The following is a 25,028-nucleotide window of genomic DNA, read 5'->3' as shown; positions in this document are numbered from 1 at the left end:
GCGATCTTATCGCCGTGGAAAGATGTGGGCAGTCCAACCCCGTGGGAGCATGTCATCATGCCCAGGTCGAAAGTCGCCGCGCTGCAGATCGGTTCGTCCGCCGCCGGCAAAGCGCAAACGCTGGAACAGATTCTCTCGTTCGAAGCGCAGATCCGCGCCTCGGGCGCGCAACTCGTCGTGATGCCCGAGGCGTTGCTCGGCGGCTACCCGAAGGGCGAAATATTCGGCACACGCCTCGGCTACCGCCTGCCCGAAGGCCGCGAGGCATTCGCGCGCTACTACGAGAATGCGATCGACGTGCCCGGCGCGGAAACTGAAGCGCTCGCGGAGCTCTCGACGCGTTGCCGCGCGTCGCTCGTGATCGGCGTGATCGAGCGCGACGGCAGCACGCTCTTTTGCACCGCGCTGTTCTTCAATCCGGGCGAGGGGCTCGTGGCGAAGCATCGCAAGCTCATGCCGACCGGCACGGAACGGCTCATCTGGGGGCAGGGCGACGGCTCGACGCTGCCCACCGTGCGCACGGAATCCGGCGTCGCGGGCGCGGCCATCTGCTGGGAAAATCACATGCCGCTGCTGCGCACGGCGATGTACGCGAAGGGCGTGCAGATCTGGTGCTCGCCCACCGTGGACGAGCGCGACATCTGGCAGTGCTCCATGCGCCATATCGCGCACGAAGGACGCTGCTTCGTGATCAGCGCGTGCCAGGTGCAGCCTTCGCCCGCGGCGCTCGGCGTCGAGGTGCCGGGCTGGGACGAGAACCGGCCGCTCATCAACGGCGGCAGCCTGATCGTCGGGCCGCTCGGCGACGTGCTGGCCGGCCCGCTGCGCGGTGAAGCCGGGCTCATCGTCGCGGAGATCGACACAGGTGAACTCACGCGCGCCCGCTACGATTTCGACGTGGTGGGCCACTACGCGCGGCCCGACGTGTTCGCGCTTTCGGTCGATGAACGGCGCAAGCGCACGGTCTCGTTCATCGCGGAGTAACGCCGCGCGCCGTTAAAGGTCCGCCGTCACGCCGAATACAGCCCTTCCGGCCCGTTGCGCAGCGTGCGCGCCAGCAGCTCCAGCCCTTCTCGCAGGGCCTCGTGGCTGCGCGCGCCGCCGAGGCTCAGGCGCACCGCGTGCGGTGCCGACCCGCGGCCGATCACGAAGCTGTCCGCCGTTTTCGCGAGCACGCCGGCCTGGCGCAGCGCCGCCGAGAATTCGGCGGCGCGCCAGGGCTCGGCAAGCGGAAGCCAGAGATGCGGGCTCGCCGGATCGGTGCGATACGTCCAGTCCGCCAGCACCTCGGCGGCGATCGCATGGCGCGCGTCCACCTGCGCGCGCTGCTGAGCGACGAGCCGGTCGACTTCGCCATCCACGATCCAGCGCGCTGCGATCTCCGCGGCGAGCGGCGACGTCATCCAGCAGTCGCTGCGTATCACCGCGAGGATCTTGCCGACCCAGTCCTGCGGCGCCTGCACATAGCCCACCCGCAGGCCCGGCGCGACCGCCTTCGAAAGACTGCTGATGACGATGCCGTGCTCGGGCAGCCGCGCGGCGAGCGGGGTGGGCGGCGCATCGAGCAACGCGGCGGGCACGAGGTCTTCGATCACGACGAGGTGATGGCGCACCGCGATCTCGGCGATCTGCGCGCGGCGCGCTTCGGAGAGCGTCGCCGTGGTCGGGTTGTGCAGCGTCGGCACGCAAAAGAGCGCGCGCGGCGCGAGCAGCCCGCACGCGCGCTCGAGCGCGGCCGGCACGATGCCTTCCCCGTCGATTTCGATGCCGACGAGATTCAGCCGCAACTGCCGCGCGAGCGCGACGATGCCCGGATAGCTCAACGCTTCGGCGAAGATCGTGTCGCCTGGCCGCAGCACCGCGCGCAACACGCACGCAAGACCGTGCTGCGCACCCTGCGTCACCAGCACACGCTCGGCGGCCACCGTGCAGCCCATGCGCGCGAGCCAGCGTGCGCCCGCCTCGCGGTGCGAGCGGCGCCCGCCTTCGGGTTGATACAGCAGCAGTTCGCCCGCGAGGCGCTCGTCGGCGGCCAGTTCGCGCAAGGTCTGTGTGAGCAGGAAGGCTTCGTCGGTCGGCATCGGCACGTTCTGGCCGAGATCGATCAGCCGTCCCGCCGCATGGACGCCCGGCGCACCGTGCGTGATCGCCGCCGCCCGCTCGCTGGACTCGGGCGCGGGGCGCGTACGGTCCTGGATGCGCGCCCCGTCGGCGTCGGGTTCGGCCACATAAGTGCCGTCGCCCACGCGCGCGACCACGAGGCCGCCGCGCTCCAGCTCCGCATAAGCGCGGCTCACCGTGCCGGTCGTGACGTTGAGCTTCTTCGCCAGCAGCCGGTGTGCGGGCAGCTTTTCGCCAGGCAGCATCTGGCCGCCGTGAATGGCCTGCGAATAGGCCTGGGCGATCGCCCGATACTTGGGTTCGCTGCTGCGCGAGAGCGTGGGCATCCAGCCATTCATGGTTTTCCCGAAGGAGCAATGCACGCCGCGGCACGGCGCGACGGCTGCGTCATTATCGCGCCCAATTCGCGGAAATGAAGGCTGTCATTTACTTAAATTGACTTCATTGAGGGCACGAAATTGACCCTCTAGGATGCCGTAACGCCTGACAAGGCCAAGGAGACAATCGCCCGCCCCACGGCGCGCGGCATGCGTATCTTCAGACGTAAGTCACGCAATGCTGCACGCGCCGGAGCGGCGCCCCACGCCATGACGAACCGCATCGCACGCATCACCGTGAGCCAACATCGCCTGCCGCTCGACCCACCGTTCCCCGCCTCGTGGGACAGCCGCCCGCGGCGCGCCTTCCCGGCGACGATCGTGCGCGTGGAAGACGACGCAGGCCGCGTAGGAATCGGCTCCGGCGACGCGATGTACGGCTTCGACGACTACCGTGACATCTTCATCGGCGCCGACCCGCTCGACCTCGCACGGCACTCGGCGGTCCTCGAGAACCTCAGCTTCCACGCGGGCCGCCTCTGGCCGCTCGACGTCGCGCTCTGGGACCTCGCCGGGAAAATTCGCGGCGAGCCGTGCTGGCAAATGGCCGGCGGCCGGGCGAAGCGAGTGCGGGCCTATGCGTCCTCGGGCGTGCATCGCACGCTCGAAGGCATGGCGCAATGGGCCGAGCATGCCGTCGCGCGCGGCTTCCCGGCGCTCAAGGTGCGCTTCGGCCGCCCGACCCTCGCCGACGATCTCGCCGCGCTCGCCGCCGTGCGCGAAGCCGCGGGCGAGACCATCGAACTGATGGTGGACTGCAACCAGGGCTGGCGCATGCCCTGGGACACCCAGGCGCCGTGGCGCGCGGACGAAGCGCTCGCCGTGATTCGCCAGATCGAAAAGCATCGCGTGTACTGGGTCGAGGAGCCGCTCCATCGCGGCGACTACGCGGGCCACGCGCAGTTGCGCAAGCAAACGCAAGTGCGGATCGCAGGCGGCGAGATGACACGCGACGCGCACGAATTCGCGGCGCTCCTCGCGCACGACTGCCTCGACGTCTATCAACCCGATGTCGTCTGCACGCTCGGCATGGAGGGCGCGCGGCGGCTCGCGGCGCAAATCGAGGCGCACGGCAAGGTGTTCACGCCGCATACGTGGGGCAACGGCATTGGCCTCGCGGCCAACCTGCATGTCGTGGCCGGCGCCGCCCACGCGCCGTTCGTCGAGTTTCCCTATGACCCGCCCGAATGGACGCCGGCGCGGCGCGACTTTCCGATCAAGCACGTGATCGACATCGATGCGAATGGCTGGATCGCGCTAAGCGACGCGCCCGGCCTTGGCATCGAACTCGACGAAGCCATGCTCGCCGCGACACGCGCACACGACAGCCGTTACGACTGAATCCTCATTGGGCCGCAGCACGAACGAGATGCCAGCCCACATCTAAAGCATTCCGAAACATTTCAATAAAACGGAGACACACCATGAACCGCCTGACCACCCTCCTGCGCGCAGCCAGCCTGGCAGCGCCGCTCGCCCTCGCCGCATTGCCGGCGCACGCCGCCGGCACCTGGTGCAGCGCAAGCAAACCCGTGCGCTTCGCGGGCGTCACATGGGAAAGCGGCAACTTCACGAGCGAAGTGCTGCGCTACATCGTCAAGAACGGCTATGGCTGCCAGACCGACACGGTGCCCGGCAGCACGGCGGCCACCGAAACGGCGCTCTCGCGCAACGACCTGCAGGTCTGGTCCGAGCAGTGGACGGGCCGCTCGGAGATCATCGCAGGCGCGCTCAAGGCGGGTTCGGTCAAGCTCGTGGGCGACACGCTGCCGGGCGGCACGAAGGAAGGCTGGTACGTGCCCGACTACGTGGTGCACGGCGACGCGAAGCGCGGCATCAAGGCCAGCGCGCCCGACCTGCAGTCCGTGAGCGATCTGCCGAAATACAAGGGGCTTTTCGTGGACGACGAGGAACCGGATCGCGGCCGCTTCCTCAACTGCCCCTCGGGCTGGGACTGCGAACGCGTGAATTCGCGCCTGCTCAAGCTGCTCAAGCTCGACGACACCTACACGAACTTCCGCCCCGGCACAGGCGCGGCGCTCGACGCGGCCATCTCCTCGGCCTACGCGCGCGGCAAGCCGATTCTCACCTACTACTGGGAGCCGGCCGCGTTGATGGCGAAGTACAAGTTCGTTCAGCTCAAGATGCCGCCGTTCAACGAAGCGTGCTGGAAGACGCTGCGCGATGCCAGCAGCGCACAGCCATGCGCCTCGTCGTATCTGGTCTCGCAGTTGAAGATCGGCGTTTCGACACCGTTCTATCAGGCCGAGCCCGACGTGATGGCCTTCTTCTCGAAGGTGAACTTCCCCATCGACTTCCTGAACACGACGATTCTCGACATGACCGAGCATAAGGTCGATGCCCAGGACGAAGCGCTCAAGTTCCTCAAGCAGCACCCCGAGATGTGGAAGACCTGGGTGCCCGCCGATGTCGCGCAGAAGGTGCAGAAGTCGCTTGGCGCGTAAGCGCAACGCGCCCCACGAGATAAAACGATTCCAACGAGAAAAGCCGGGCCGCGCAACGCGGCTCCATGATAAGGAGACTTAAATGAAGAAGAAGATGCTTGCGGCGCTGCCGCTCGCGCTCGCCGCAGCGGGCGCGCACGCGCAAAGCAGCGTGACGCTGTACGGCCTCATCGACCTCGGTGTGGACTACGCCAGCAATGTGGCGAACGGCGCGAACGGCCAGCTCGTGCCGGGCACCGGCAGCAAGCTCGTGCAGATGCAAAGCGGCGTGCCCGCCGGCAGCCGCTGGGGTCTGCGCGGCACCGAAGACCTGGGCGGCGGCTATGCCGCGATCTTCCGGCTCGAAAGCGGCTTCAACGCGGCGACGGGCGGCCTGGGCGGCGGTCTCGCGTTTTCGCGTAACGCCTATGTCGGCTTCAAGTCGGATCGATATGGCCAGATCACCTTCGGCAAGCAATGGGACGCCACCGTCGATCTGATCGAGCCGTATTCGCTCAACGGCAACTACGGCGGCTGGTATTTCGCCCACCCGAACGACATGGACAACCTCGACAACGGGTTCCCTGTCAACAACGCCGTGAAGTACGTGAGCCCGGTGCTCGCCGGCTTCCAGTTCGAAGGCCACTATTCGTTTGGCGGCCAGGCGGGCCAGTTCTCGAACAACGCCTCGTATAGCGCGGCAGCAGCCTACACGCTCGGCTCATTCAGCGCGGGCGTAGGCTACCTGCGCGTGAACGATCCGATCACGGCGGTGGCCGGTTATGGCAGCGGCGGCAGCTTCGTGAACTCGATCTTCGGCGACGCGCTCGCCAACGCACGCTACCAGGGCGTCCTCTCGGCCGGCGCGTCGTATGTGATCGGCAGCCTCAAGCTGATGACGAACTACTCGAACGTAGACTTCGCCTCGGCCACCGGCAGCGGCGACCTGCACTTCCAGAACTTCGAAGTGGCGGGTACCTATGCCGTGACGCCCGCGTTCGTCGTGGGCGCGGGCTACACCTACACGGTAGGCCAGGACCACGCCACCGACAAATCGCCGAAGTATCACCAGGTCAACCTGATCGGCCAGTACGCGCTGTCCAGGCGCACCTCGCTCTATGCGATGGGCGTGTACCAGCACGCGGCCGGCTCGGCGGACAACGCGCAGATCACGGGCTTCAACCCCTCGGGCACCGACAACCAGGCCGTCGCCCGCGTGGGTATCACGCACGCGTTCTAACGCTTTCCACGCTGTCCTTATCACTGAAAACGCGCCGGCGCGAATGACAATGCGCCGGCGCTCCAGCATCGCGAGGCTTGCATGCGACGCCTACCCTCTTTATCGGCACTGCGTTCATTCGAGGAGGCGAGCCGCACGCTCAGCTTCACCCGGGCAGCGCAGAACCTGCACGTGACCCAGGGGGCGATCAGCCGCCAGATTCGCCTGCTCGAAGACTATCTCGGCACGCCGCTCTTCATGCGGCATCATCACCGGCTCGAAATCACGGCCGCGGGCAAGCGTCTGCTGCCTACGCTGCAGGCCGCGTTCGACAGCATCGCCCATACGCTCGACACGATCCGCGCCGATCCGTCGAACAGCCTGCTCAGCCTGAACGCCGCGCCCACGCTCGCCACGCGCTGGCTCACGCCGCGCCTGCGCGACTTCCAGATGCGCCACCCCGACTTGCGCATCTCCATCACCAACGAATACGGGCCGCTGCACGGCACGGAGCGCAACGAAGATTGCCAGATCCGCTTCGGCATGGAACCGCTGCCGGGCGGCCAGAGCACGCTGCTCATGCGCGAGCGCCACGTGCTGGTCGGCTCGGCGCGTGAGTTCAGCCAGGCGGCCGCCGATCGACACGCGCTGCGCGAAATCCTCGCGCAGCATCCGTGGCTCTATATCCTCGATATCGACCGGCGCCTGCTGGTCTGGGAAGCGTGGCTCGAAGCCGCGGCGCTCGACGTTCAGATCGCGCCGCGTGGCGAGCTGGAGTTCAGCACGCTCGATCAGGTCATTCACGCGGCGGTGGCGGGTCTGGGTATCGCCGTTGCCGACCGGCACATGATCGCGCCCGAACTGGAGAACGGCACGCTCGTGCAACTGAGCGAGGTGGAAGTGGTGGGACCTTCGGGATACTGGCTCGACGTGCGTCCCGAAGTGCAAGAGACTCTACGCGTGCGCAACTTCAGCAACTGGCTGGTCGAGCACCACTGCGAACGGGACGGGCAACAACGCTAGCGCGGGTGCATGACTGGCGTCACGCACCCGCGTCTGCGACCTCGGCATCGTCAGTTGGGATCGATCGGCGGGCCCGGCGGACCCGAGTCCACCTGTCTCATCGTGGCCGCGGGGGGGCCTGCGCCCTGTGCCACGTTGCGGGCTCCTTGAGCCGCGATCGAACGCGAGAGGATCTCCCGTGCTTCGCCGCTCGACGAATCGACGGTCAGTGCATGCCCCGCGTTATGCCAGGCGCACACCCACCGCCCATCGCGCGCGCAAAGCCGCGCGTAGCCAAGCAGCGAATCGCGCTGATCTTCGCGCGACGTCAATTCGGCCTGCATTTGCAGTGCAGAGCCGTTGCCCGGTTGTGCCGCGAGCGCGGAATTGATCGCGCTGCGCGCGGGCCCGAGGCTGTTCTTGTCGAGGCTCGCGCGCGCGATCGACAGATTTCTCGAGACGTCGGCCCGCGATTCGGCGGCGGCCTTCGCTGCGGCGACCTTCTCTGCGTTGGCCTTCGCGGCGGCGACCTTCTCCGCATTGGCCTTCTCTGCCTTGGCCTTCGCGGCGGCGAGCTTCTCCGCGTTGGCCTTGTCTGCCTTGGCCTTCGCTGCAGCGAGCGCGTGCTCTTCGGCAGCGCTCGGCGCCGCGGTCTCCGCGCGAGCCGTTGCGGTACGCGGCGGCTGCGCTTGAGCGGGCGTCGGCTGGGGCGCCGGCGCAGGCGGCGCGACATGGGCCACCACCGGCGGCGGCGCTGCTTTAACAGGAGGCGGCTTCACGCTCGCGACCGGAGGCGGCGGGGCACTGGCGACGGGAGCCGATGGCACGCTGGCAACCGGAGGCGGCAACTGCGCGACGGCCACGGGCGGCGCACTGGGCACCGTGTGCGGCTTCGTGTCGTGCGCGGCGGAAGCGACCTTGGGTCCGAGGATCGCGCCCTCCACGATCTGGGCGCCGACGGTCGGCTCGCGCCCGGCGTGGTGCGAAATCATGTACGCGGTCAGCAGGAACGCGATCGACACCACGCTGCCAATCGCATAGAAGGGCATCCACGAACGTGACGCCCGAGGCGCTTCATCGCGCAGCTCGTAATCGCTGTCGCGCGGCGCGCCACCACTGAAACTGAATGCAGACGGGTTCCACTCCGTGCGCGCGTGGCGCGCGAAACCATCGTGCCATTCGGGCGCGGCGGACTCGCTAGCCGGCGACATGCGCGGGCCAGAAGAAAGCTGCTTCGCGCCGCACTGAGGACAGATCATCAGTGGCGCATTAAAACCGGTCCCGCAGTATGGACATCCCCACGGACCAGACTTGGATCGGCCAGGTTCGTTGAACATTGCAGGCATGGAAGCTTTGACAGGATGGTTTCGGGTTTGCTACCGGCGGCTGGTGCGCGGCGCAGCGGAGGCAACCAGGCGGCACGGATTCGAAGTATTGGCTGTAATCCCTACTCTATTGCGCGAATCGCTGGACGGTTGTAACAAATAGTCGATTTGAATATGAGCTACTTCGACGCGAAGTTCAACCGGCATAATCGGCCAGATGGCGGATAGGGACAGGTGGGATTTCGACCCCCGCTGGGGGTTCCCGAGGCGTGCCATGATGGCTGCGCCGCGCAGGCAAATGGGCCCGTTTGATACGTCCCCACGCCGTGACATCTTGATACAGAAATCGTGTGGCGGATTCGCCATGAGCGGGCGTTCGCCATGCCCGCGCGGGCTATTTGGCCCTCGATTTGCGTGCCAAATCGCGACGGTGATGCCGGCTTTTCTACGGGCTTTGGGTGACGCGGGGCCCGCGCGTCACGCCTTCAACGCGTCCTTGTAGACGCGGCCATCCTTCATGATCAGGCTCAGGTTCTGATCGGGGTTCGCCAGCAGCGTCATGTCCTGGAGCGGGTCGCCCGCCACGATCAGCAGGTCCGCGTACGCGCCCTCTTCCAGCACGCCAAGCTTGTGCGGATATGGATTGCGCTCGCCCGCCATCGCGAGCAACTGTCCGTTCGTGGCCGTGGCCATGCGCAACGACTCGGCATTCGAATACCAGCGCGTCATGTGCCCGAGCATCGTGCCTTGCCGCGTGGCCAGCGCCTGCGAAAAGATCAGGTCCGTGCCGAACGCCACCTTGAGCCCATGCTTGCGCGCGAGCTTGTACATGTTGTCGGTCCCGGCTGTCACCTCGAGAAACTTCTCGCGGCTCGACGGCGCCAACGGTGCAACATCCTCTTCGCTGGTAAATGGTTGCGTACTCAACCATGTGCCGTTCTTCGCCAGGACTTCAGCCGTCCGGTCGTCGATGAGGTGGCCGTGCTCGACGCATTGCGCGCCGGCAGCAACCGAGCGCTTCACCGATTCCGGCGTGTAGGCGTGCACGAGCACGTAAGTGCCCCAGTCGGAAGCCGTTTCCACCGCGGCTTTCAGTTGCGGCTCTGTGAACGTGAGCATGTCGAGCGGACTGCGCGGCGTGGAGACGCCGCCGCAGCCCACGATCTTGATCTGCGTGGCGCCCATCATGAACTGCTCGCGCACACGCAGGCGCACTTCGTCGGCCGTGTCGGCAATGGCGGCAGCGCCGGTGCGTTCGATCTCGCTGATCTGGCTGCTCGTGCGCGGCACGTCGGTCAGCAGACGAAAATCCCCGTGGCCGCCCGTCGTGGTGATCATCGCGCCGCAGGGGTAAATGCGCGGGCCGCTCAGCATGCCGGCGTCGATGGCCTGCTTCAGGGCGAACGCGGGGCCGCCCACGTCGCGAATGGTCGTGAATCCGCGCAAGAGCGTGCGCTGCGCCTCCGCGCCCGCGGCCAGGTAGACGAAACTCAGATCGGACTGGAGGATGGTCGCGATGGGGACCGCAGCGAGCAGTGAATGCCAGTGCATGTCGATGAGACCGGGCATCATCACCTTGCCGCCGCAGTCGATCACGCGGCCGCCCGACGCGTTCCGTGCGTCAGGCGCGCCCCGCCGCAACTGCGAGATGCGGTTGCCGTCGACGACGAGGGACATGCCGTCCTGCAGAGCCGCGGACTTGCCGTCGAACAGGCGAAAGTTCGTGAAGGTCGTGGGCTGGGCAGGCGCGGCGGCGCCAGGTTGCTGCGCGCTGCTGAACTCGGGCAGCACCGCGCTCAACAGGGAGGCACCCATGCCCACCAGGAAGCCGCGCCGCGCAAGGTCGGCGCTGATGCGGCGACTGGCGAACTCCGCGAGCGCCTTGTCGCCCAGGCAGGCGGAGACCGGGCGGATTGCGTTGCCGCGGCGGTTGATTCTGGAAGCCATAGGTCACCTGTGAAAGTAAGCCACGCATTTATTCTGCATGCCTGACTACATCGTCCTTCGTCAACAGCAGCGCCAGCGGCCGTGTCGAGCTGAACGCGGAGAAGATGATCGTAAGCGCCACGGTGCCCGGCACGGCGAGAAAGGCGCCCGGAATGCCCCAGAGCGCCGTCCATGTCGCGAGGCTCATGAGGATGACCGCGGGGCTCAGGTTCAGCGACCCCGCCATCAACCACGGGTCGAGCACGTTGCCCATCACGAAGTTGATCGCGGACAGCGCAATGAGCAGCGTGATCGACTCGTTCCACTGGCCGAACTGGAGCGCCGCGAGCAAGGCGGGGAGCGCAACGGAAATGAGCGACCCCGCATACGGCACAAAGTTGAGCAGCACGATGAGCACGGCGAGCAGCGGCGCGAACTCCAGCCCGACCAGCTGCATGCAGACCCAGCTGAGAATGCCCAGCACCACGCCGAGCAGCGCTTTCAACGCCAGATACGTGCCGATCTTCGAATTGATGGCGTCGATCACGGGCTCCATGTCTGCCTTGCCGCGCATGACCGCGGAGAGCTTGCGGCGGAACCGCCCCATCTCGACCATGAAGAACGCGGTGTACAGCAGAACGACGAGCGTCGTCGCCATAAGCGAAGAGAGCGAGCCGAGCAGCGAGGTGAGCAGCGACTGGACGTTGACGGTCGCGAGCAGCTCGCGGCGAAACGCCGTCCACGAAGCCTCGGTCTCCAGATGAAACAGCGCGGTGATTTTCGCGAGCAACGCGAGCAGCGTGGCTTCGTACTTCGGCGCCACGGCGAGCATGCGATCAGTGTCGGACAGTAGCAGTTCGGTCGCGAGCCACGCGGCCGCGAGGATGAGCGCGGCGGCGCTCCAGTAGCGCACGCCCGCGCGAATGCGCGGGCCCACGTGGGGCACGCGCCGCAGGATTTCGGCGAGCCCGTAGATCACATACGACGTGATGATCGCGAATGCGATCGGCACCAGCACCGGGCGCCCGATATAGAGCACCCACCCCGTGATGACGGCGATGACGACCACGCAGGTGAACGTGACGAGATCCTGTTTCATGGAAATGCTTTGGATGACGAACCACGTTGCGTTGATGTTGTAGACAGCGGTTGCGCTCGGCGTGTCGCGCGGCGAACCGGTTATCAGGCTATCCGGCGCGAGACGTTTGCAAGCCATCCACGCTTCGCCGCGCACATCAGGCCCTCAATAAAGCGTCTTCGGGGCGCGATCGGCCGCCACTTCGCAAGACTAGCCGCTTTGAAAAAGACGTGCGCGCTAGCTGGCGAGGAATCCGACAACCGCGCCCGGATTTTCGTTGCACGCACATCGACTCTTCGCGCGGACAAAAGATCTCTCCTGCATTTAAGTCACGTTTAAGCAGCTAAAAGTACCTTACGCGCACCTTCACCATCTCTTCGAAGACCATAGCAATGAGTACCATCAAATATCGGCGCCGGGGCCTGATCGCCGGTGTAGCGGTGGCGCTTGCCGGCGCCTGGGTCGTCAGCCACGAGCACGCCAGCGCGGACGAAAGCGGCATCACCAAAACGTCGTTGTCGGCACCTGTGCCGAAGGCAGACGACGTCCGCGGCGCGGCGCCGAACTTCTCGGCGATCGTCGCGCAGTACGGCCCGGCTGTGGTCCATGTCGAGGTCGTCAAGGAAAACCCGGACTCCGAAGACGGCCATTCGGGCGCCCTGGGTTCGGGCTTCATCGTGAGCCAGGATGGCTACATCCTGACGAACAATCACGTCGTCGAAGGCGCGGACGACGTGACGGTCAAGCTCACCGACGGCCGCAAGCTCCCCGCACGCGTGATCGGCACCGACAAGGCCGGCGACGTGGCCGTGCTGAAAATCGCCGGCACGGGTTTCCCCACGGTGAAGATCGGCAATCCGGCGAACAGCAAGGTCGGCGACTGGGTCGTCGCGATCGGCTCGCCCTATGGTCTCGACAACACCGTGACCTCGGGCATCATCAGCGCGAAGTCGCGCCAGCTTTCGGAAGATAGCCCGACGCACCTGATCCAGACCGACGTGCCCGTCAACCCGGGCAATTCGGGCGGCCCGCTCTTCAACCTGAACGGCGAAGTCATCGGCATCAATTCGATGATCTATTCGCGCACGGGCGGCTTCCAGGGCCTCTCGTTCGCGATTCCGATCGACGAAGCCATGCACATGAAGGATCAGATCGTGCAGGGCGGCGGCAATGGCGACAGCAACGGCACGACGCTGGCGCGCAATGCGCATCCGCGTCTCGGCGTGGCCGTGCGCGCGCTCAGCAGCGACGAAGCGCAGCAGGTCGGCGTGGACGGCGGCGTGCTCGTCGTGAAAGCGGGCGGTGCGGCAAAGGCGGCTGGCATCAGCGCCGGCGACGTGATCATCGCGGTCAACGGCATCGAGGTGGACAACGTCGAGCAGCTGCAAAGCATGGTCGCGCGGGCACGCAGCAACGTGTCGATCGTCGTGGCCCGCGACGGCGAGCAAATGACCGCGCAGGTCCAGCTCGCGCCGCGCGCGTAACGCCGCGGCCGGGTCCGGGCCTGGCGCGCGCTCGTCGCGCACTCACGGCCCGTGGCTCGCCAGGTAGTCGATCCGCTCGACGATGTAGTCGTAGAAGGGGTTCCACGAAAGTCGCGTGAGGAGCCCCGCCCCCACGATCAGCGCCCCGGTTTCGCCGCGCACGGACTGGGCGCCCAGATGGATGCCCAGGTCGTCGTTGGGATCGGGGTTGCGGCCGTACAGCGAATCGGTCACCGGAAACGGCAAGGCCACGTGTGAAAGCGAATAGACATCGAGCGGATAGTCGAGCCCCGTGGGTTCGACTTTCGCCGTGGTCTCGTTCGGCGCCGTACTCTCTTCGACCACGTGCGGCGAGGTAGCCGAGGCGTTGGTGAGCACGGTCAGGCGGTAACGCAGCGGCGGCACGGGCGAGAGACGGCGCAGCGCGTCACGCATCGACGCGCGCAGCAGCGGGCTCCATTGCGCCGTGCGGTTGATGTCGAACAGCACGAGCTCGCTGCCGTTGGCCGGCAGTTGCGCATACAGCGAACTGACGATCGCGCTCGTGCTCACCGTGAAGTCGAGCACGGACTGGAACGTGAGCGTGGGCGGCAGCACCGCCAGTTTGCCGTTGCGCGCCGCGTCCGCCACTTCCTGCTGGATCTTGCGTGTGACCCGCCACGACTGGCGTGCGCCGTTCACCGGAAACGAGTTGTACTTGAACGGATTGAATTCCGGCACGATGTCGAGCCAGGCGGCTTTCGCAAACGCGGGCAGGATCGCAGGCAATGCCGCGAGCCCCGCAAAGCGCGCGAAACGCGTAATGCCGATCATCGGCGAAAGCAGGATCAGGCGGTCCGCTTGCGGCAGGCTCGGGTCGTCCAGCGCCTCGAGCGAATATTGCAGCGCGAGCGCGCCGCCGTTCGAAAATCCCACGATATGCAGCGGCGCAGGCGCCGGCACGAGGCGCCGCGCTTCGCGCACGGCGAGGCGCGCGGCCGCCTCCCAGTCTTCCGCCGTCACTTCGGTCAGCCCCGAGGGCACGGTGCCGTGCCCCGGCAAGCGCACCGCCACCACGGCGAAACCATCCTGCTGATAGCGCTGCGCGATGTGCCGCAGACTATAGGGCGAATCGGTCAGCCCATGCAGCATCACGGCCACGCCGCGCGGCGCGCCTTGCGGCATGAGCGTGTACGAGCGGTTCCAGTCGGTGCGAAAGTGCCCGGGATAAATCGGGCTGCCCGAGAAATAACGATTGGCCGGAATGCGTTCGTCCGCCGGCAGCTTGTCGGTCACGTTTTTCTTCACCGCGTCGAACAGGCGGTTCTCGTTGGCGATGTATTCCTCCCACGTCGCATGATCGATTTCGTGCGCGTGCATGTCTTCCGGCACATAGATGTGCCACAGGCTCAACGGCGCCTTGCGCTGCGCGTCGTAGAAGCGCACGCCGGCAATGCACACGAATGCGATCAGCACGAAAAGGGCAATCCGCCTGATCCAGCGAAGGAGCCACGCTCTCGTCAAGAAATTCGCCATGTCCGGTCAATGCCTCGTGAACGGGTGCCCTTTCCCTCGCGCTAGCGCGGGAAAACCGGCCAGATGAGCGGTACCAGCATTACGGTGATCACGAGCGCCCCGAGGGCAGCCGGCGAGCCCACCATGAAAAATTCCCGGAACCGATAGCCGCCAGCCGTGCTGACGAGCGCATTCACGGGCGTCGAGATCGGCGACATGTAGGCCGCCGACGCGGCAACCGCCGTCGTCATCGCGAACGGATACGGCGACGCATGCAGGTGCGCCGCCATCGCGAGCACCACGGGCGCCATCAGCACCGCCGTCGCCGTGCCGGAAATCACGGTGCCGATCACGAGCGTGAGCAGGAAGACGGCGCCCAGCAAGCCATGCGCACCCCAGTTGCCGGCCACGCGCAGCACGGTGTCGGCGGCGATGTCGATGCCGCCCGTGCGCTGCAGCGCGATGGAAAACGGCAGCATGCCCACGATCAGCACGAGGCTGCGCCAGTGAATCGCGCGATACGCGCTGTCGAGGCTCACGCAACCGGCCGCGCCCATCAGCAGGCACCCGATCAGGCCCGCGAGCACGTTCGGCACGCGCGGCGTGAGCATCATCGCGATGACGAGCGCCATGATGGCGAGCGCGTGCAGCGCCTTGTGCGGCACCGGCACGTAGGCGTCGCTTTCGACCGGCATGGCGAGACACACGATATCGCGCTCCACCGCCTGCATCGAGAAGATGTCGATCCACGGCCCCACCACCAGCAGCGTGTCGCCCACCTTGAGCTGCGTGGCCTGCAGATCCTGCTCGAGCGCGGCGTCGGCGCGGCGCAGGCCGACCACCGTCACGCCGTGCCGGCGCAGCGACGCGGAACCGCGTGCGACGTTGCCGACGAGCGACGAGTCGGGCGGCACGATGACTTCGGCCATGCCGACGTCGTGCGACTGGTCGGTAAAGTATGCGCCGGACATGCGGCGCGTCGCGAGCGTATAGCGCGCGCAAAACGCCTGCACGTCGAAACTCGCGGACTCCACGTCGAGCAGCAGCACGTCGCCGGGCGCGATGCTGCTGTCCGCGGTCGCGGGCAGGACCGTCGCGCCCATGCGCGTGCGCCGCTCGATCGCGACGACGTGCGCCACGGGGTCGTCGTCGAGCCCGGTGTGGCCGAGCGTCTGCCCCACGAGCGGCGAATCCGCGCCGACTTCCAGGCGAAAGGCGCGCCCTTCGAGCGAATAGCGCGCAACCCAGTCGTTCAGCGACGGGCGCGTGGTCGTCTCTGCGCCACCCGTGCCGTTCAGAAAACGCCTCGCGAACAGCATCCAGCCGATGCTCGCGGCGAGAACCGGCACGCCCAGCGGCGTGATGGCGAAGAAACTGAAGGGCCGGTAGCCGCGATAGACGAGCGCGCTGTTGATGACGAGGTTCGGCGTCGTGGCGACGAGCGTGAGCATGCCGCTCGTGAGTGCGGCCATGCTGACCGGCATGAGCATGCGCGCGCGCGACACGCCCGACTGGCGTGCGATGCGAATGACGATGGGAATGAAGATCGCGACGACGGCCGTCGAGCTCATGACCGAGCCCATGACGCCGACGATGATCATGATCAGCACGACGAGGCGACGCTCATTGGACCCGCCGCGCTCGATCAGGTAGTCGCCCACGCGCTGGGCAACGCCCGTGCGCGCAAGCGCGTCGCCGAGCACGAAGAGCGCCGCGATGAGGACGATGTTCGGGTCCGAGAAACCGGCCAGCGCCTCGTTGACCGTCACGATGCCCGAAAGCGACAGCGCGACGATCATGATGAGCGCCACCGCGTCCGAGCGGGGCCTGCCGATCAGGAACATCGCGATCGCGCAGGCCAGACAGGCAACGGTCATCAAAAGGTCGGTAGACATGATTTCGCTTTGCCTGCTCAACGGGCCTGGGAAACCACTGCTACCGCAAATAGTGCCGGATTTTGAAAACTTACGTTTCAGCGCGGCCTTGAGCCGCCATGCCCGCCGCGCTGCCGTTTTGATGCAACGTTTGTGAACGTCGAGCCATTCACGCTTCCAGCAGCGAAACGCGGTTGCGCCCCTGGTGCTTGGCCCGGTACATGGCCTGATCGGCCTGGTCGAGCAGCGAGCGCGCCAGCGCTTCCGGCGTCGCGGCGCCGGTGTTCGCCTCGCTGTTGAGCCGATACGCCGCCACGCCAATCGACACGCTGAGCGCAATGCGCCCGCCCTCGTCGTCGAGCACGTCGAGCGCCTCGACCGCGATCCGGATGCGCTCCGCAACGGCCAGCGCGTCGGGCAGCTCGCACATCAGCAGCGCGACGAACTCCTCGCCGCCGTAGCGCGACACCGTGTCCCCCACGCGCACCTGCTGCTTCAGGCAGGTGCCGATGGCGCCCAGCGCGAGGTCGCCGGTTGCGTGGCCGTGCGTGTCGTTGATCTGCTTGAAATGATCGATGTCGATGAAGAGGCACGACATGGGCGCCGCGTGCGAACTCGCGCGCCGGATTTCGTGATGCAGGCGCTCGTCGAAATAGCGGCGGTTCGACAGGCCCGTGAGCGGGTCGGTCACGCCGGTCTTGCGCAGATGCTCGCGGTGAGCGACGTTGTCGAGACTCGCCGCCGCAACGCGGCTGAAGCGCGCGAGCAGATCGGTGCCCATGCTGGCGTCGAAGCGCGCGGGGTCATCGCTCGCGAGGCACAGATAGCCGAGCAGCTGGGTGCGGTTCAGAAGCGGCAACACGATCGCGCTGCCGATCGTAGTCCGCGCGTCGAAGAAGGTCTCGCTCACCGCGGGCTCGAGTTCGCCCAGCTCGCTCACGCGGCCAAGCCACGGCTGGTTTCCCGCGCACAGGCGCGCCAGCGCAAGGCCGCCCTGGAGCCCGGAGCGCAGGTTCGCTTCGAGGTCGGCGCGCCCGCAGTCGGATTCGAGCAGATCGCGCAGCAGCGGCGTGCGCACGTCGAGCCAGAGGCCGGCGCAAGCCAGCCGGAACACCTCGGGCAGATAGACGAATATCCCTTCGAGAAAGACGCACCAGTCGTGCGCGCCGATCAGGCGCAGTTCCACGTCCTGGAACGACTTCGATGCGCGCTCGTTCCGCTGGACGGTTTCGATAAGCGCAGCAAGATCCAGTGAAGGCTGAGTCCCGGGATGTGTCACGATGCATCGAGAATATTCCGAAGCCTGCTATTACGGCAGCTTGGGGACAGACTTGAGCGTCGAACGACGACACCCGCGCGCCGGCGGCCTGTTCCAGCGGGGTCAAGGCAAAAGAAAAGACCGCTGTCCGCGAGGGCAGCGGTCCTGCTTACGGTAACAGGCTGCTGTTACTTGGCCGGAGACGCGGTAGACGGGGTCGCCAGCGTGTTGTTGCCACCATAGGCGGGGGTGGCCGACGTTGCGCCATTGTTCATGCTCGAGTTCGGCGAAGCGGCGCTCATGCCGCTGTCCGTCCCGGTGGCGCCCGGCGTGCCGTAGCCGCTCGTTGCATTGTTATTGGCAGCGGCGGGCGACGTAACGCTCGGGGTTGCCAGCGTATTGTTGGCCTGTGCATACGCACCGCCAGACAGCACGAGTGCGGCGACGGCCGCGATGATTGTGCTGGTTGTCTTGATCATGACTTGCTCCTCCTTTGATTGGACTGGAATTCCGACACAAACGACCCGCGATATTTCTCATTGGGCGGTCGTTATATGCGGCTCACGACGATCAAAATCGCGTAACTGTTCGCAGGCTTGCATGTAAAGCAAACCACTGCCAGTTGATATCAAGTTTAGGAAAGCAATCGCGAATAATTAAGCGCATTGTGCGCAACGATTTATTTCGTTTTCTGGCAATTACCCGTAATGGCGTAGTGGATTTCGCGGGCTCGAATCCGTGGCTGCGCGGCTCGATATGCGGTTCGGCGATTTGACCTGGCCTCTGCGAAAAGCCCCTTTTTTAGCTCCCTGATTGAAATCCACCTCGACGATTTACAGCGCATTTTGCGAGACTACATTTCGCATCCATATTGCGGAATATCGGTCGCCTTCATTGCGGCACACATAATCGGTCTGCGCGATTTTCGTTGCATGCGCATCGAGGTCATCATTCATTTCCGCGTTGGCATGCAACGCGCAGCGCGCCGGCAAAACCGTACGAAGCGCGAGCGAGGCCACCGAGGCCAAAAATTTTCACGTCGTGCGAGCGATCTTCTTGCCTATCCTTCCACATTTCGACTATTATCGAAACATGGAAACGAACCAGACCATCGCCGCCCTGGCGGCACTCGCGCACGAGTCCAGGCTCGCGATCTTTCGCGCCCTCGTTCAGGCAGGCCCCGAAGGCTTGCCCGCCGGCCAGATCGCGACCCTGCTCGACGTGCCCCCGTCGTCGCTCTCCTTCCATCTGAAGGAGCTGTCTCACGCGCAACTCGTCACGAGCCGTCAGGAAGGCCGGTTCGTTTTCTACTGCGCGAACTTCGCGACGATGAACGACCTGCTGGCCTACCTCACCGAGAACTGTTGCGGCGGCAATCCCTGTTCGCCGACATCAATATGCTCACCCTCCACGGAGAAGCAGTCATGAAGCGCTTTCACATTCACGTCGCCGTTGCGGATCTCGCATCGAGCATCCGTTTCTATTCGGCGCTGTTTGCCGCTGAACCGACCGTCGCGAAAAGCGACTACGCGAAGTGGATGCTCGAGGACCCGCGCGTCAATTTTGCGATCTCGCAACGCGGCGCCGCACCGGGCCTGGATCACCTGGGTGTGCAGGTCGAGAACGAAGCCGAGCTGGCCGAAATGCACGCGCGGCTGGAAAGCGCGGCATTGCCGGTGGATACGCAGATGGATACCGCGTGCTGCTACGCGAAGTCGAACAAGTACTGGAGCGTCGATCCGCAGGGCATCGCGTGGGAGTCGTATCACACGCTCAATGAAATTCCCGTGTTCGGCGAATCGCGCAATACGCCGACCGGCGCACCGGGCCGCGAAGTTGCCGCGTGCTGCGCACCGTCGTCGGACAAGCCGGCTGGCAATCCGACCAAGTCTTCGGCGTGCTGCTGAGCAGCCGCGCACGATCCAGCGGGAACGCCATGACGACCAACGTATTGATCCTGTGCACGCACAACTCCGCTCGCAGCGTGCTGGGCGAAGCCATGTTGAATCACCTCGCTTCGAAGGCCGGCAAGGACGTGCGCGCGTTCAGCGCGGGCAGCGCGCCGGGCGGACGCCTGAATCCCTTCGCCGTCGAGTCGCTCGTGCGCACGGGCATCGACGTGAGCGGCTACCGCAGCAAAAGCTGGGATGAGTTTGCCGCCAGCGATGCGCCGGTCATGCGCATCGTCATCACCGTCTGCGACAGTGCCGCCGCCGAGACATGTCCGTATTGGCCCGGCAGTCCCGTCAAGGTCCACTGGGGCTACCCGGATCCGTCTCTTGCGCCCGGTGGCGATGAAGGCAAGCGCGTGGCGTTCGAACTCACCCGCCAGGCGATCGGTTATCGCATGCTGCAACTCCTCGCGCTGCCGCTCGAATCGATGGGCGACGAGGCGCTTCAGCAGGCGCTCACTGCAATCTCCGAATCATGACCGCAGTCACGAGTCTCAAGCGCAAGGTCCTGGCCGAGTTGACCGGCACGGCCTTGCTGCTCGCAGTCGTGATTGGCTCCGGCATCATGGCGCAACGGCTTGCGGGCGGCAACGTGGCGATCGCGCTGCTCGCCAACACGCTGGCAACCGTGGCCGGACTGTATGTGCTGATCGAGGTGTTTGGGCCCTTGAGCGGGGCGCATTTCAATCCCGCCGTCAGCGCTGTCATGGTGCTGCGCGGCGAACTGCATGCTCGGGAATTGCTGCCGTACATCGCTGCGCAACTCGTCGGCGCGCTGCTGGGTGCATGGCTCGCGCACGCCATGTTCGACCTGCCCATCGTCGAGCTATCGAGCAAGGTGCGCACAGGCACCGGACAATGGATTGCCGAAGCCGTGGCGACTGCAGGTTTGATCCTCGTGATCCTGCGCGCGCCGGGCGAACGCGCTGCGATCATGGTGGCTGCGTACATTGGCGCCGCATACTGGTTCACGGCATCGACATCGTTTGCGAATCCGGCCGCAGCGTTCGGACGCATGTTCAGCGACACTTTTGCAGGCATTGCGCCTTCCAGCGTACCCGCCTTCGTCATTGCCCAACTGATTGGCGCAGCGACAGGCCTCGCGCTGCATACAGCCTTTGAACCGCGCAAGCTACGCGTTGGCCACCCGAACCTGGTTGAGTCGTCCGGCGAACACGGCGACGCTCGCTAATGCACGCACGCGGCTCAGCTGCTGATTCGCGGATAAAGGCCCTCAGGAGGATCCCGGAGACCTGTCTCCGGGCTTTAGCGCATGCGCCCGGCCGGGCGCAAGGCCATAGTGAGAGGATGATCAGGACTCGTTCGGACGGATCGTCAGCGCGTTCTTGACCGACGTTACGCCTTGCACGCCCGTGGCGACTTCGGTGGCGTGTTCGATCTGCGACTGCTCCGGCACCGAGCCCTGCAGGACGATGGCGCCGTCACGCGCGCGCACGGTGATCTTCGCGACATCGATCTTCTTGTCCTTGGCGAGAGCGGTGCGGACCTTGCGGCTGAGCGCGCGATTAGCGGCCTTGGCCTGCTTCGATTGCGCCTTCGACGAGGCTGCCTGTTGCTCGGCTGCGGCAGTCGCGCCGCTAGCCGCGTCGCCCTGCGCATAGGCGTGCAAAGACGCGGCCACGAGAGCCGTCGCCGCGGCCAGCTTGAATACCTGAATAGCCTTCATGGAATTTCTCCTGTTGTCACAGTCTTGTTGTGGGCCCACGAACGGGCCAGTGCACTACACCATCCACGACTAAGCATTCGCGCGCCAAAAACGCCGCTCGACGCGATGCCGCCTCGTATTGCGGCGTCGCGTCCAATCGCGCGAGCGCGCGGCAAATTATAAGAATGCAAGGTTCGGCGCAGGGCGGGGAAAATGCGGCTGCATCATTAGCTTGATATCGATCCCGTCATGGAGTAGGCGCAGCGTTCGTGACCATGGGCTCGTGGTCACATTGCCCGCGCAGCCAATTGCATCCATCGGCTATCGAGCGGCTCTGACGCGCTCTTTCGCGACTGGGAGAGAAATGGAGCGCGTAATCGGTCGCGCGTGGGCGGCAAAATTCTGCGAGGCGTCGCATTATTACGACGCCGGTCCTGCCGTGGGATCAGCGCGATGACCGGCTTCCTCTTGCATCGCGCGGCGCATCCGCGTTCACGAACCTGTTCCCTCGCGTTCGAGCCATGAACGGAACAACGCGACCCGTTCATCGCCGGACTTCTCGTCCGCCACGTAAGTGCAATAGCTGCGCGACGGCAGACGTGGACCTGCGAACGGCGCCACGAGCCGGCCGGCGGCGAGATCGTCGGCGACCAGCGCAGTGGGACCCATCGCGATGCCGATACCGTCGATGGCGGCCTGCAAGGTCAGGAAGAAGTGGTCGAAGGTCAAAGCGGCGGCCGGCCGCAGGTCGGGAATCTGCGCGCTCGCCAGCCAGTCGGGCCAAAGCCGCGGAAGACTCGAGGTGTGCAGCAACGTGTGTTCTCGCAGGTCGCGAGGCGCGCGCAGCGGCACGCGCCTGATAAGCGTAGGACTGCAGACCGGCAGCCGCTCCTCGGACAAGAACGGCCGCATCGAATAACCGTAGAAGGTGTCCGGGCCACCCCGGATGACGACGTCATCGTCGTCCTTCAGACTCTCCAGCGGCGCGTTCGACGTCTCCACCTTGACGTCGATGTCGGGATGCCCGGCGCGGAATGTCGCCAGCCTCGGCACCAGCCAGCGCAGCGTGAACGTCGCGGGCGCATTCACGGACAGGGTTCGGGAGACCGTTTGCGGCGCGCCGTATCGCGCGGTCGCCTGCGAGAGCTGTTCGAACAACGGGCCGATTTCCGCCAGATAGCTTTTCGCCGCCGGCGTCAGCGCCACGCGGCGGTTGTGCCGCTCGAAGAGCGACGCGCCAAGCCACTCCTCCAGCAAGCGCACGTGCTGGCTCACTGCACCGGGCGTCACGTGCAGTTCTGCGGCGGCGTCCTTGAAGCTGCCGAGCCGGCCCGCGGCTTCGAAGGCTCGCAGGGCATTGAGTGGGGGCAACACCGGTTTCATTCGAGATAGTGTATCTAACACGAACGTCGAATTTATCTGGTTTGTTGCCCCGCCACAAGATAGATATCCTTCTTGTTAGACCATTCATGCAACCCTGCCCGCACCCTCATGCTCAGTTATACCGGCGGTATCGTGCTGTTCGCCGCGCTGCTCCACGCGAGCTGGAACGCGATGCTCCACGGCAACCGCGACCGGTTTTTCTCGATGGCGTGGATGAGCATCGCCATCGGCGTGGTCGCCACGCTGGTCGTCGTGTCCATGCCCTCGCCGGCCCGCGCTTCGTGGCCTTACATCCTCGCGTCGGGGCTCGTGCATGTCTTCTACAACGTGAGTCTCGTGCGGTCGTATCGCCGCAACGACCTGGCGCTCGCGTACCCGATCGCACGTGGCTCGTCGCCGCTGCTCGTCACGCTCGGCGCGGCGCTGTTCGCGCATGAAGCGATCGGTCCGTTGCACGGTCTCGGGATCGTGATGATTTCGGGCGGCATCATCGCGATCGCGCTGCATGGGCGTGACGTGTCGCGCGCGGGTGCGCTGGCCGCGCTGACGACCGGGGCAACGATCGCGCTCTATACCGTGATCGACGGCATCGGCGTGCGCCTGTCCGACGACCAGCCGCTCAGCTACACCGCGTGGATGTTCCTGTCCTATTGGGCGATGCCGCTGCTGTTCGTCGCGCGGCGCGGGTCCGCTGCGCTATGGACGCCGGTGCGCGCCGAGCCTCTGTCGATCGCCTCGTCGCTGGCCGGCGGCCTCGTGTCGATCGGGGCGTATGGCATCGTGATCTGGGCGCTGCAGGCGGGCGCGATGGGCGCAATATCGGCGTTGCGCGAGACCAGCGTGGTGTTCGCGGTGCTGATCGGGCGGATGTTTTTGCGGGAGGCGGTGAGTGGATCGCGCTGGCTCGCCTGCGTGGTCGTCGCGGCCGGTGCGGTTTGTCTCGGGCTCTGAGATGATTTCACGCACGCCGTTTGCTACCCGTGCAGCATCACGCAACTGAGCACGCAACTTGAGTTCGAAGGAGCGCCCCATGCTTGACCATATCGAAACCGAACTGCTCGACATCGCTTATGACGAACAGGGCGATGCGAACGGATGGCCGGTCGTGCTGCTGCACGGCTTTCCCTATGACATTCGCGCATACGACGAGGTGACGCCACGCCTGGTTTCCGACGGTGCCCGCGTCATCGTCCCCTACCTGCGGGGATACGGCCCAACGCGCTTCCTTTCTCCCACGACGCTTCGCTCGGGCCAGCAGGCGGCGCTTGGCGCGGACCTGCTGGCGCTGCTCGATGCCCTCGCGATCGACCGCGCCATCCTCGGCGGATACGACTGGGGCGGCCGCGCGGCGTGCATCGTGGCGGCGCTCTACCCGTCGAGAGCCAGGGGTCTGGTATCGGTCAACGGCTACAACATTCAGGATATCGCCGCCGCCGCACAGCCGGCCGACCCCAAAAAGGAACATCGCATGTGGTACCAGTACTACCTGCACGGCGAGCGCGGCCGGGCTGGATTGACCGAAAAACGGCGCGCGTTCTGCCGTCTCCTGTGGTCGCTCTGGTCGCCGACCTGGCACTTCGACGACGACCTCTACGCGCGCACGGCAGCGTCGTTCGACAATCCCGATTTCGTCGACGTGGTGGTCCATTCCTACCGCCACCGTTTCGGACTGGTCGAAGGCGATCCCCGCTTTGACGACATCGAGCATCGCCTCGCCGCCACCCCGCCGATCACCGTGCCGACGATCACGCTCGACGGAGACGCCGACGGCGTCCAGCCGCCCGGCGCACGAGAGACCAGCTCGAAGCGCTTCAGCGGGCGCCATGAGAACCGCATCGTGCCGAATGCCGGTCATAACCTTCCGCAGGAGGCGCCAGCAATATTCGCCAAAGCGGTTCTCGACGTGAACGCGTGGGCAGGTTGACGCCGCGTACTTGCACAACGCGCTTTATCCGCAGAGGGGAAACCAACGACATGGTGGGCGATACGAACCAACGGGCAGGCCAGTGCCATTGCGGCGCAGTACGTTTCGTCGTGACGCTCAGCGACGGCTTCAACTCGATTCGCCGCTGCAACTGCTCTTACTGCCGCATGCGAGGCGCGGTCATCGTCGCGGCCGAAATGGGCGGGATCGCATTCCTGCAGGGCGAGGAGGCGCTGACGAGCTACCGCTTCAACACCGGCGCGGCGCAGCACTTCTTCTGTTCCCGCTGCGGAATCGCCACCCATCTTCAACGGCGTTCCAACCCGAATCTATATGGCGTGAACGTGGCTTGCCTCGACGGCATCAGCCCGTTCGATTTCGCCGAGGTCCCGGTGATGGACGGCGTGAATCATCCGAACGACACCGGCGGGCCGGCGCGCCTTGCGGGCACCCTGCGTTTCATTGCGGCTGAATGAGGCCTGAAGCCCATTCGCTCGTTCA

Annotated in this window: 22 protein-coding genes and 1 pseudogene; 13 read left to right on the top strand and 10 right to left on the bottom strand. The window is 65.6% G+C overall.

The window, feature by feature from the left end; all coding sequences use genetic code 11:
* Nucleotides 1-57: 57 nt before the first annotated feature.
* Nucleotides 58-984, top strand: a complete 927-nt coding sequence (locus tag AB4Y44_RS24065) for a carbon-nitrogen hydrolase family protein (protein ID WP_368701071.1) — start codon at nucleotides 58-60, stop codon at nucleotides 982-984.
* Nucleotides 985-1,010: 26 nt separating this feature from the next.
* On the opposite strand, the gene AB4Y44_RS24060 is transcribed toward AB4Y44_RS24065, so the two are convergent.
* Nucleotides 1,011-2,459, bottom strand: coding sequence for a PLP-dependent aminotransferase family protein (locus AB4Y44_RS24060; RefSeq protein WP_342919659.1), 1,449 nt, complete (start codon nucleotides 2,457-2,459; stop codon nucleotides 1,011-1,013).
* A 249-nt stretch (nucleotides 2,460-2,708) separates the two neighbouring features.
* Here AB4Y44_RS24060 and AB4Y44_RS24055 point away from each other — a divergent pair, with 249 nt between their 5' ends.
* The 4 genes from AB4Y44_RS24055 (at nucleotide 2,709) to AB4Y44_RS24040 (ending at nucleotide 7,184) form a co-directional block, all read left to right on the top strand.
* Complete coding sequence (locus AB4Y44_RS24055; RefSeq protein WP_368701070.1) at nucleotides 2,709-3,839, top strand: mandelate racemase/muconate lactonizing enzyme family protein; 1,131 nt, start codon at nucleotides 2,709-2,711, stop codon at nucleotides 3,837-3,839.
* A gap of 83 nt (nucleotides 3,840-3,922) precedes the next feature.
* Nucleotides 3,923-4,963 carry an ABC transporter substrate-binding protein gene (locus tag AB4Y44_RS24050; protein WP_368701069.1) on the top strand — a complete coding sequence of 347 codons (1,041 nt, stop codon included), beginning with the start codon at nucleotides 3,923-3,925 and terminating at the stop codon, nucleotides 4,961-4,963.
* Between the two features lie 82 nt (nucleotides 4,964-5,045).
* Nucleotides 5,046-6,182, top strand: coding sequence for a porin (locus tag AB4Y44_RS24045; protein WP_342919662.1), 1,137 nt, complete (start codon nucleotides 5,046-5,048; stop codon nucleotides 6,180-6,182).
* A gap of 81 nt (nucleotides 6,183-6,263) precedes the next feature.
* Entirely contained in the window at nucleotides 6,264-7,184 is a 921-nt protein-coding gene (locus AB4Y44_RS24040; protein WP_368701068.1) for a LysR substrate-binding domain-containing protein, read from the top strand.
* Between the two features lie 50 nt (nucleotides 7,185-7,234).
* On the opposite strand, the gene AB4Y44_RS24035 is transcribed toward AB4Y44_RS24040, so the two are convergent.
* From AB4Y44_RS24035 to AB4Y44_RS24025, 3 genes are all read right to left on the bottom strand, one after another.
* The gene (locus AB4Y44_RS24035; RefSeq protein ID WP_342919664.1) at nucleotides 7,235-8,422 is read right to left on the bottom strand and encodes a hypothetical protein; all 1,188 of its coding nucleotides are present in this window, start codon (nucleotides 8,420-8,422) and stop codon (nucleotides 7,235-7,237) included.
* Between the two features lie 543 nt (nucleotides 8,423-8,965).
* Nucleotides 8,966-10,435 carry an amidohydrolase family protein gene (locus AB4Y44_RS24030; RefSeq protein ID WP_368701067.1) on the bottom strand — a complete coding sequence of 490 codons (1,470 nt, stop codon included), beginning with the start codon at nucleotides 10,433-10,435 and terminating at the stop codon, nucleotides 8,966-8,968.
* 28 nt (nucleotides 10,436-10,463) lie between these two features.
* Nucleotides 10,464-11,630, bottom strand: a complete 1,167-nt coding sequence (locus AB4Y44_RS24025) for an AI-2E family transporter (RefSeq protein WP_368701066.1) — start codon at nucleotides 11,628-11,630, stop codon at nucleotides 10,464-10,466.
* Between the two features lie 422 nt (nucleotides 11,631-12,052).
* Here AB4Y44_RS24025 and AB4Y44_RS24020 point away from each other — a divergent pair.
* A pseudogene (locus tag AB4Y44_RS24020) lies at nucleotides 12,053-12,976 on the top strand (S1C family serine protease); the annotation flags it as partial.
* A gap of 42 nt (nucleotides 12,977-13,018) precedes the next feature.
* Here the strand turns inward: AB4Y44_RS24020 and AB4Y44_RS24015 are convergent.
* The 4 genes from AB4Y44_RS24015 to AB4Y44_RS24000 form a co-directional block, all read right to left on the bottom strand.
* Nucleotides 13,019-14,431, bottom strand: a complete 1,413-nt coding sequence (locus tag AB4Y44_RS24015) for an alpha/beta hydrolase (protein WP_368701065.1) — start codon at nucleotides 14,429-14,431, stop codon at nucleotides 13,019-13,021.
* 101 nt (nucleotides 14,432-14,532) lie between these two features.
* Nucleotides 14,533-16,365 carry an SLC13 family permease gene (locus AB4Y44_RS24010; RefSeq protein WP_368701064.1) on the bottom strand — a complete coding sequence of 611 codons (1,833 nt, stop codon included), beginning with the start codon at nucleotides 16,363-16,365 and terminating at the stop codon, nucleotides 14,533-14,535.
* A 148-nt stretch (nucleotides 16,366-16,513) separates the two neighbouring features.
* Nucleotides 16,514-17,623 carry a sensor domain-containing diguanylate cyclase gene (locus AB4Y44_RS24005; protein ID WP_342919669.1) on the bottom strand — a complete coding sequence of 370 codons (1,110 nt, stop codon included), beginning with the start codon at nucleotides 17,621-17,623 and terminating at the stop codon, nucleotides 16,514-16,516.
* Nucleotides 17,624-17,790: 167 nt separating this feature from the next.
* Nucleotides 17,791-18,081, bottom strand: coding sequence for a hypothetical protein (locus AB4Y44_RS24000; protein ID WP_342919670.1), 291 nt, complete (start codon nucleotides 18,079-18,081; stop codon nucleotides 17,791-17,793).
* A gap of 613 nt (nucleotides 18,082-18,694) precedes the next feature.
* On the opposite strand from AB4Y44_RS24000, the gene AB4Y44_RS23995 reads away from it, so the two are divergent.
* Genes AB4Y44_RS23995 through AB4Y44_RS23980 form a run of 4 tightly spaced genes read left to right on the top strand, consistent with a single transcriptional unit; the run spans nucleotide 18,695 to nucleotide 20,746 of the window.
* Entirely contained in the window at nucleotides 18,695-19,030 is a 336-nt protein-coding gene (locus tag AB4Y44_RS23995; protein WP_342919672.1) for a metalloregulator ArsR/SmtB family transcription factor, read from the top strand.
* The gene (locus AB4Y44_RS23990) at nucleotides 19,027-19,509 is read left to right on the top strand and encodes an ArsI/CadI family heavy metal resistance metalloenzyme (RefSeq protein ID WP_342919673.1); all 483 of its coding nucleotides are present in this window, start codon (nucleotides 19,027-19,029) and stop codon (nucleotides 19,507-19,509) included. Before AB4Y44_RS23995 ends, AB4Y44_RS23990 begins: the two co-directional genes overlap by 4 nt.
* 29 nt (nucleotides 19,510-19,538) lie before the next feature.
* Nucleotides 19,539-20,033, top strand: coding sequence for an arsenate reductase ArsC (locus tag AB4Y44_RS23985; RefSeq protein ID WP_342919674.1), 495 nt, complete (start codon nucleotides 19,539-19,541; stop codon nucleotides 20,031-20,033).
* Nucleotides 20,030-20,746: an aquaporin gene (locus AB4Y44_RS23980; RefSeq protein ID WP_368701063.1), complete on the top strand. Its 717-nt coding sequence runs from the start codon at nucleotides 20,030-20,032 to the stop codon at nucleotides 20,744-20,746. The genes AB4Y44_RS23985 and AB4Y44_RS23980 overlap by 4 nt, the downstream gene beginning before the upstream one ends.
* Before the next feature lie 120 nt (nucleotides 20,747-20,866).
* Here the strand turns inward: AB4Y44_RS23980 and AB4Y44_RS23975 are convergent, their stop codons facing one another.
* Nucleotides 20,867-21,241, bottom strand: a complete 375-nt coding sequence (locus tag AB4Y44_RS23975; RefSeq protein WP_368701062.1) for a BON domain-containing protein — start codon at nucleotides 21,239-21,241, stop codon at nucleotides 20,867-20,869.
* A gap of 471 nt (nucleotides 21,242-21,712) precedes the next feature.
* Complete coding sequence (gene gcvA / locus AB4Y44_RS23970; RefSeq protein ID WP_342919677.1) at nucleotides 21,713-22,603, bottom strand: transcriptional regulator GcvA; 891 nt, start codon at nucleotides 22,601-22,603, stop codon at nucleotides 21,713-21,715.
* A gap of 108 nt (nucleotides 22,604-22,711) precedes the next feature.
* Between gcvA and AB4Y44_RS23965 the strand changes: the two genes are divergently transcribed.
* From AB4Y44_RS23965 to AB4Y44_RS23955, 3 genes are all read left to right on the top strand, one after another.
* Nucleotides 22,712-23,554, top strand: a complete 843-nt coding sequence (locus tag AB4Y44_RS23965) for an EamA family transporter (protein ID WP_368701061.1) — start codon at nucleotides 22,712-22,714, stop codon at nucleotides 23,552-23,554.
* A 79-nt stretch (nucleotides 23,555-23,633) separates the two neighbouring features.
* Nucleotides 23,634-24,527 (top strand): alpha/beta fold hydrolase, encoded by an 894-nt coding sequence (locus AB4Y44_RS23960; protein WP_368701060.1) that lies wholly within the window; start codon nucleotides 23,634-23,636, stop codon nucleotides 24,525-24,527.
* A 50-nt stretch (nucleotides 24,528-24,577) separates the two neighbouring features.
* Nucleotides 24,578-25,003 carry a GFA family protein gene (locus AB4Y44_RS23955; protein WP_368701059.1) on the top strand — a complete coding sequence of 142 codons (426 nt, stop codon included), beginning with the start codon at nucleotides 24,578-24,580 and terminating at the stop codon, nucleotides 25,001-25,003.
* The last annotated feature ends 25 nt before the right edge of the window (nucleotides 25,004-25,028 follow it).

The organism is Paraburkholderia sp. BR10937 (assembly GCF_040965695.1).
In the GTDB taxonomy this organism is placed as follows: domain Bacteria; phylum Pseudomonadota; class Gammaproteobacteria; order Burkholderiales; family Burkholderiaceae; genus Paraburkholderia.
This window is presented reverse-complemented; position numbering and strand designations above follow the sequence as displayed.

Coding starts and splice junctions, on each gene's coding strand:
- AB4Y44_RS24060 (WP_342919659.1), bottom strand. CDS start 2,459: ATGAATGGCTGGATGCCCACGCTCTCGCGCAGCAGCGAACCCAAGTAT.
- AB4Y44_RS24050 (WP_368701069.1), top strand. CDS start 3,923: ATGAACCGCCTGACCACCCTCCTGCGCGCAGCCAGCCTGGCAGCGCCG.
- AB4Y44_RS24030 (WP_368701067.1), bottom strand. CDS start 10,435: ATGGCTTCCAGAATCAACCGCCGCGGCAACGCAATCCGCCCGGTCTCC.
- AB4Y44_RS23975 (WP_368701062.1), bottom strand. CDS start 21,241: ATGAAGGCTATTCAGGTATTCAAGCTGGCCGCGGCGACGGCTCTCGTG.
- AB4Y44_RS24045 (WP_342919662.1), top strand. CDS start 5,046: ATGAAGAAGAAGATGCTTGCGGCGCTGCCGCTCGCGCTCGCCGCAGCG.
- gcvA (WP_342919677.1), bottom strand. CDS start 22,603: ATGAAACCGGTGTTGCCCCCACTCAATGCCCTGCGAGCCTTCGAAGCC.
- AB4Y44_RS24010 (WP_368701064.1), bottom strand. CDS start 16,365: ATGTCTACCGACCTTTTGATGACCGTTGCCTGTCTGGCCTGCGCGATC.
- AB4Y44_RS24035 (WP_342919664.1), bottom strand. CDS start 8,422: ATGATCTGTCCTCAGTGCGGCGCGAAGCAGCTTTCTTCTGGCCCGCGC.
- AB4Y44_RS23955 (WP_368701059.1), top strand. CDS start 24,578: ATGGTGGGCGATACGAACCAACGGGCAGGCCAGTGCCATTGCGGCGCA.
- AB4Y44_RS24000 (WP_342919670.1), bottom strand. CDS start 18,081: ATGATCAAGACAACCAGCACAATCATCGCGGCCGTCGCCGCACTCGTG.
- AB4Y44_RS23980 (WP_368701063.1), top strand. CDS start 20,030: ATGACCGCAGTCACGAGTCTCAAGCGCAAGGTCCTGGCCGAGTTGACC.
- AB4Y44_RS23960 (WP_368701060.1), top strand. CDS start 23,634: ATGCTTGACCATATCGAAACCGAACTGCTCGACATCGCTTATGACGAA.
- AB4Y44_RS23995 (WP_342919672.1), top strand. CDS start 18,695: ATGGAAACGAACCAGACCATCGCCGCCCTGGCGGCACTCGCGCACGAG.
- AB4Y44_RS23985 (WP_342919674.1), top strand. CDS start 19,539: ATGACGACCAACGTATTGATCCTGTGCACGCACAACTCCGCTCGCAGC.
- AB4Y44_RS24055 (WP_368701070.1), top strand. CDS start 2,709: ATGACGAACCGCATCGCACGCATCACCGTGAGCCAACATCGCCTGCCG.
- AB4Y44_RS24025 (WP_368701066.1), bottom strand. CDS start 11,630: ATGGCTTGCAAACGTCTCGCGCCGGATAGCCTGATAACCGGTTCGCCG.
- AB4Y44_RS24040 (WP_368701068.1), top strand. CDS start 6,264: ATGCGACGCCTACCCTCTTTATCGGCACTGCGTTCATTCGAGGAGGCG.
- AB4Y44_RS23990 (WP_342919673.1), top strand. CDS start 19,027: ATGAAGCGCTTTCACATTCACGTCGCCGTTGCGGATCTCGCATCGAGC.
- AB4Y44_RS24065 (WP_368701071.1), top strand. CDS start 58: ATGCCCAGGTCGAAAGTCGCCGCGCTGCAGATCGGTTCGTCCGCCGCC.
- AB4Y44_RS23965 (WP_368701061.1), top strand. CDS start 22,712: ATGCTCAGTTATACCGGCGGTATCGTGCTGTTCGCCGCGCTGCTCCAC.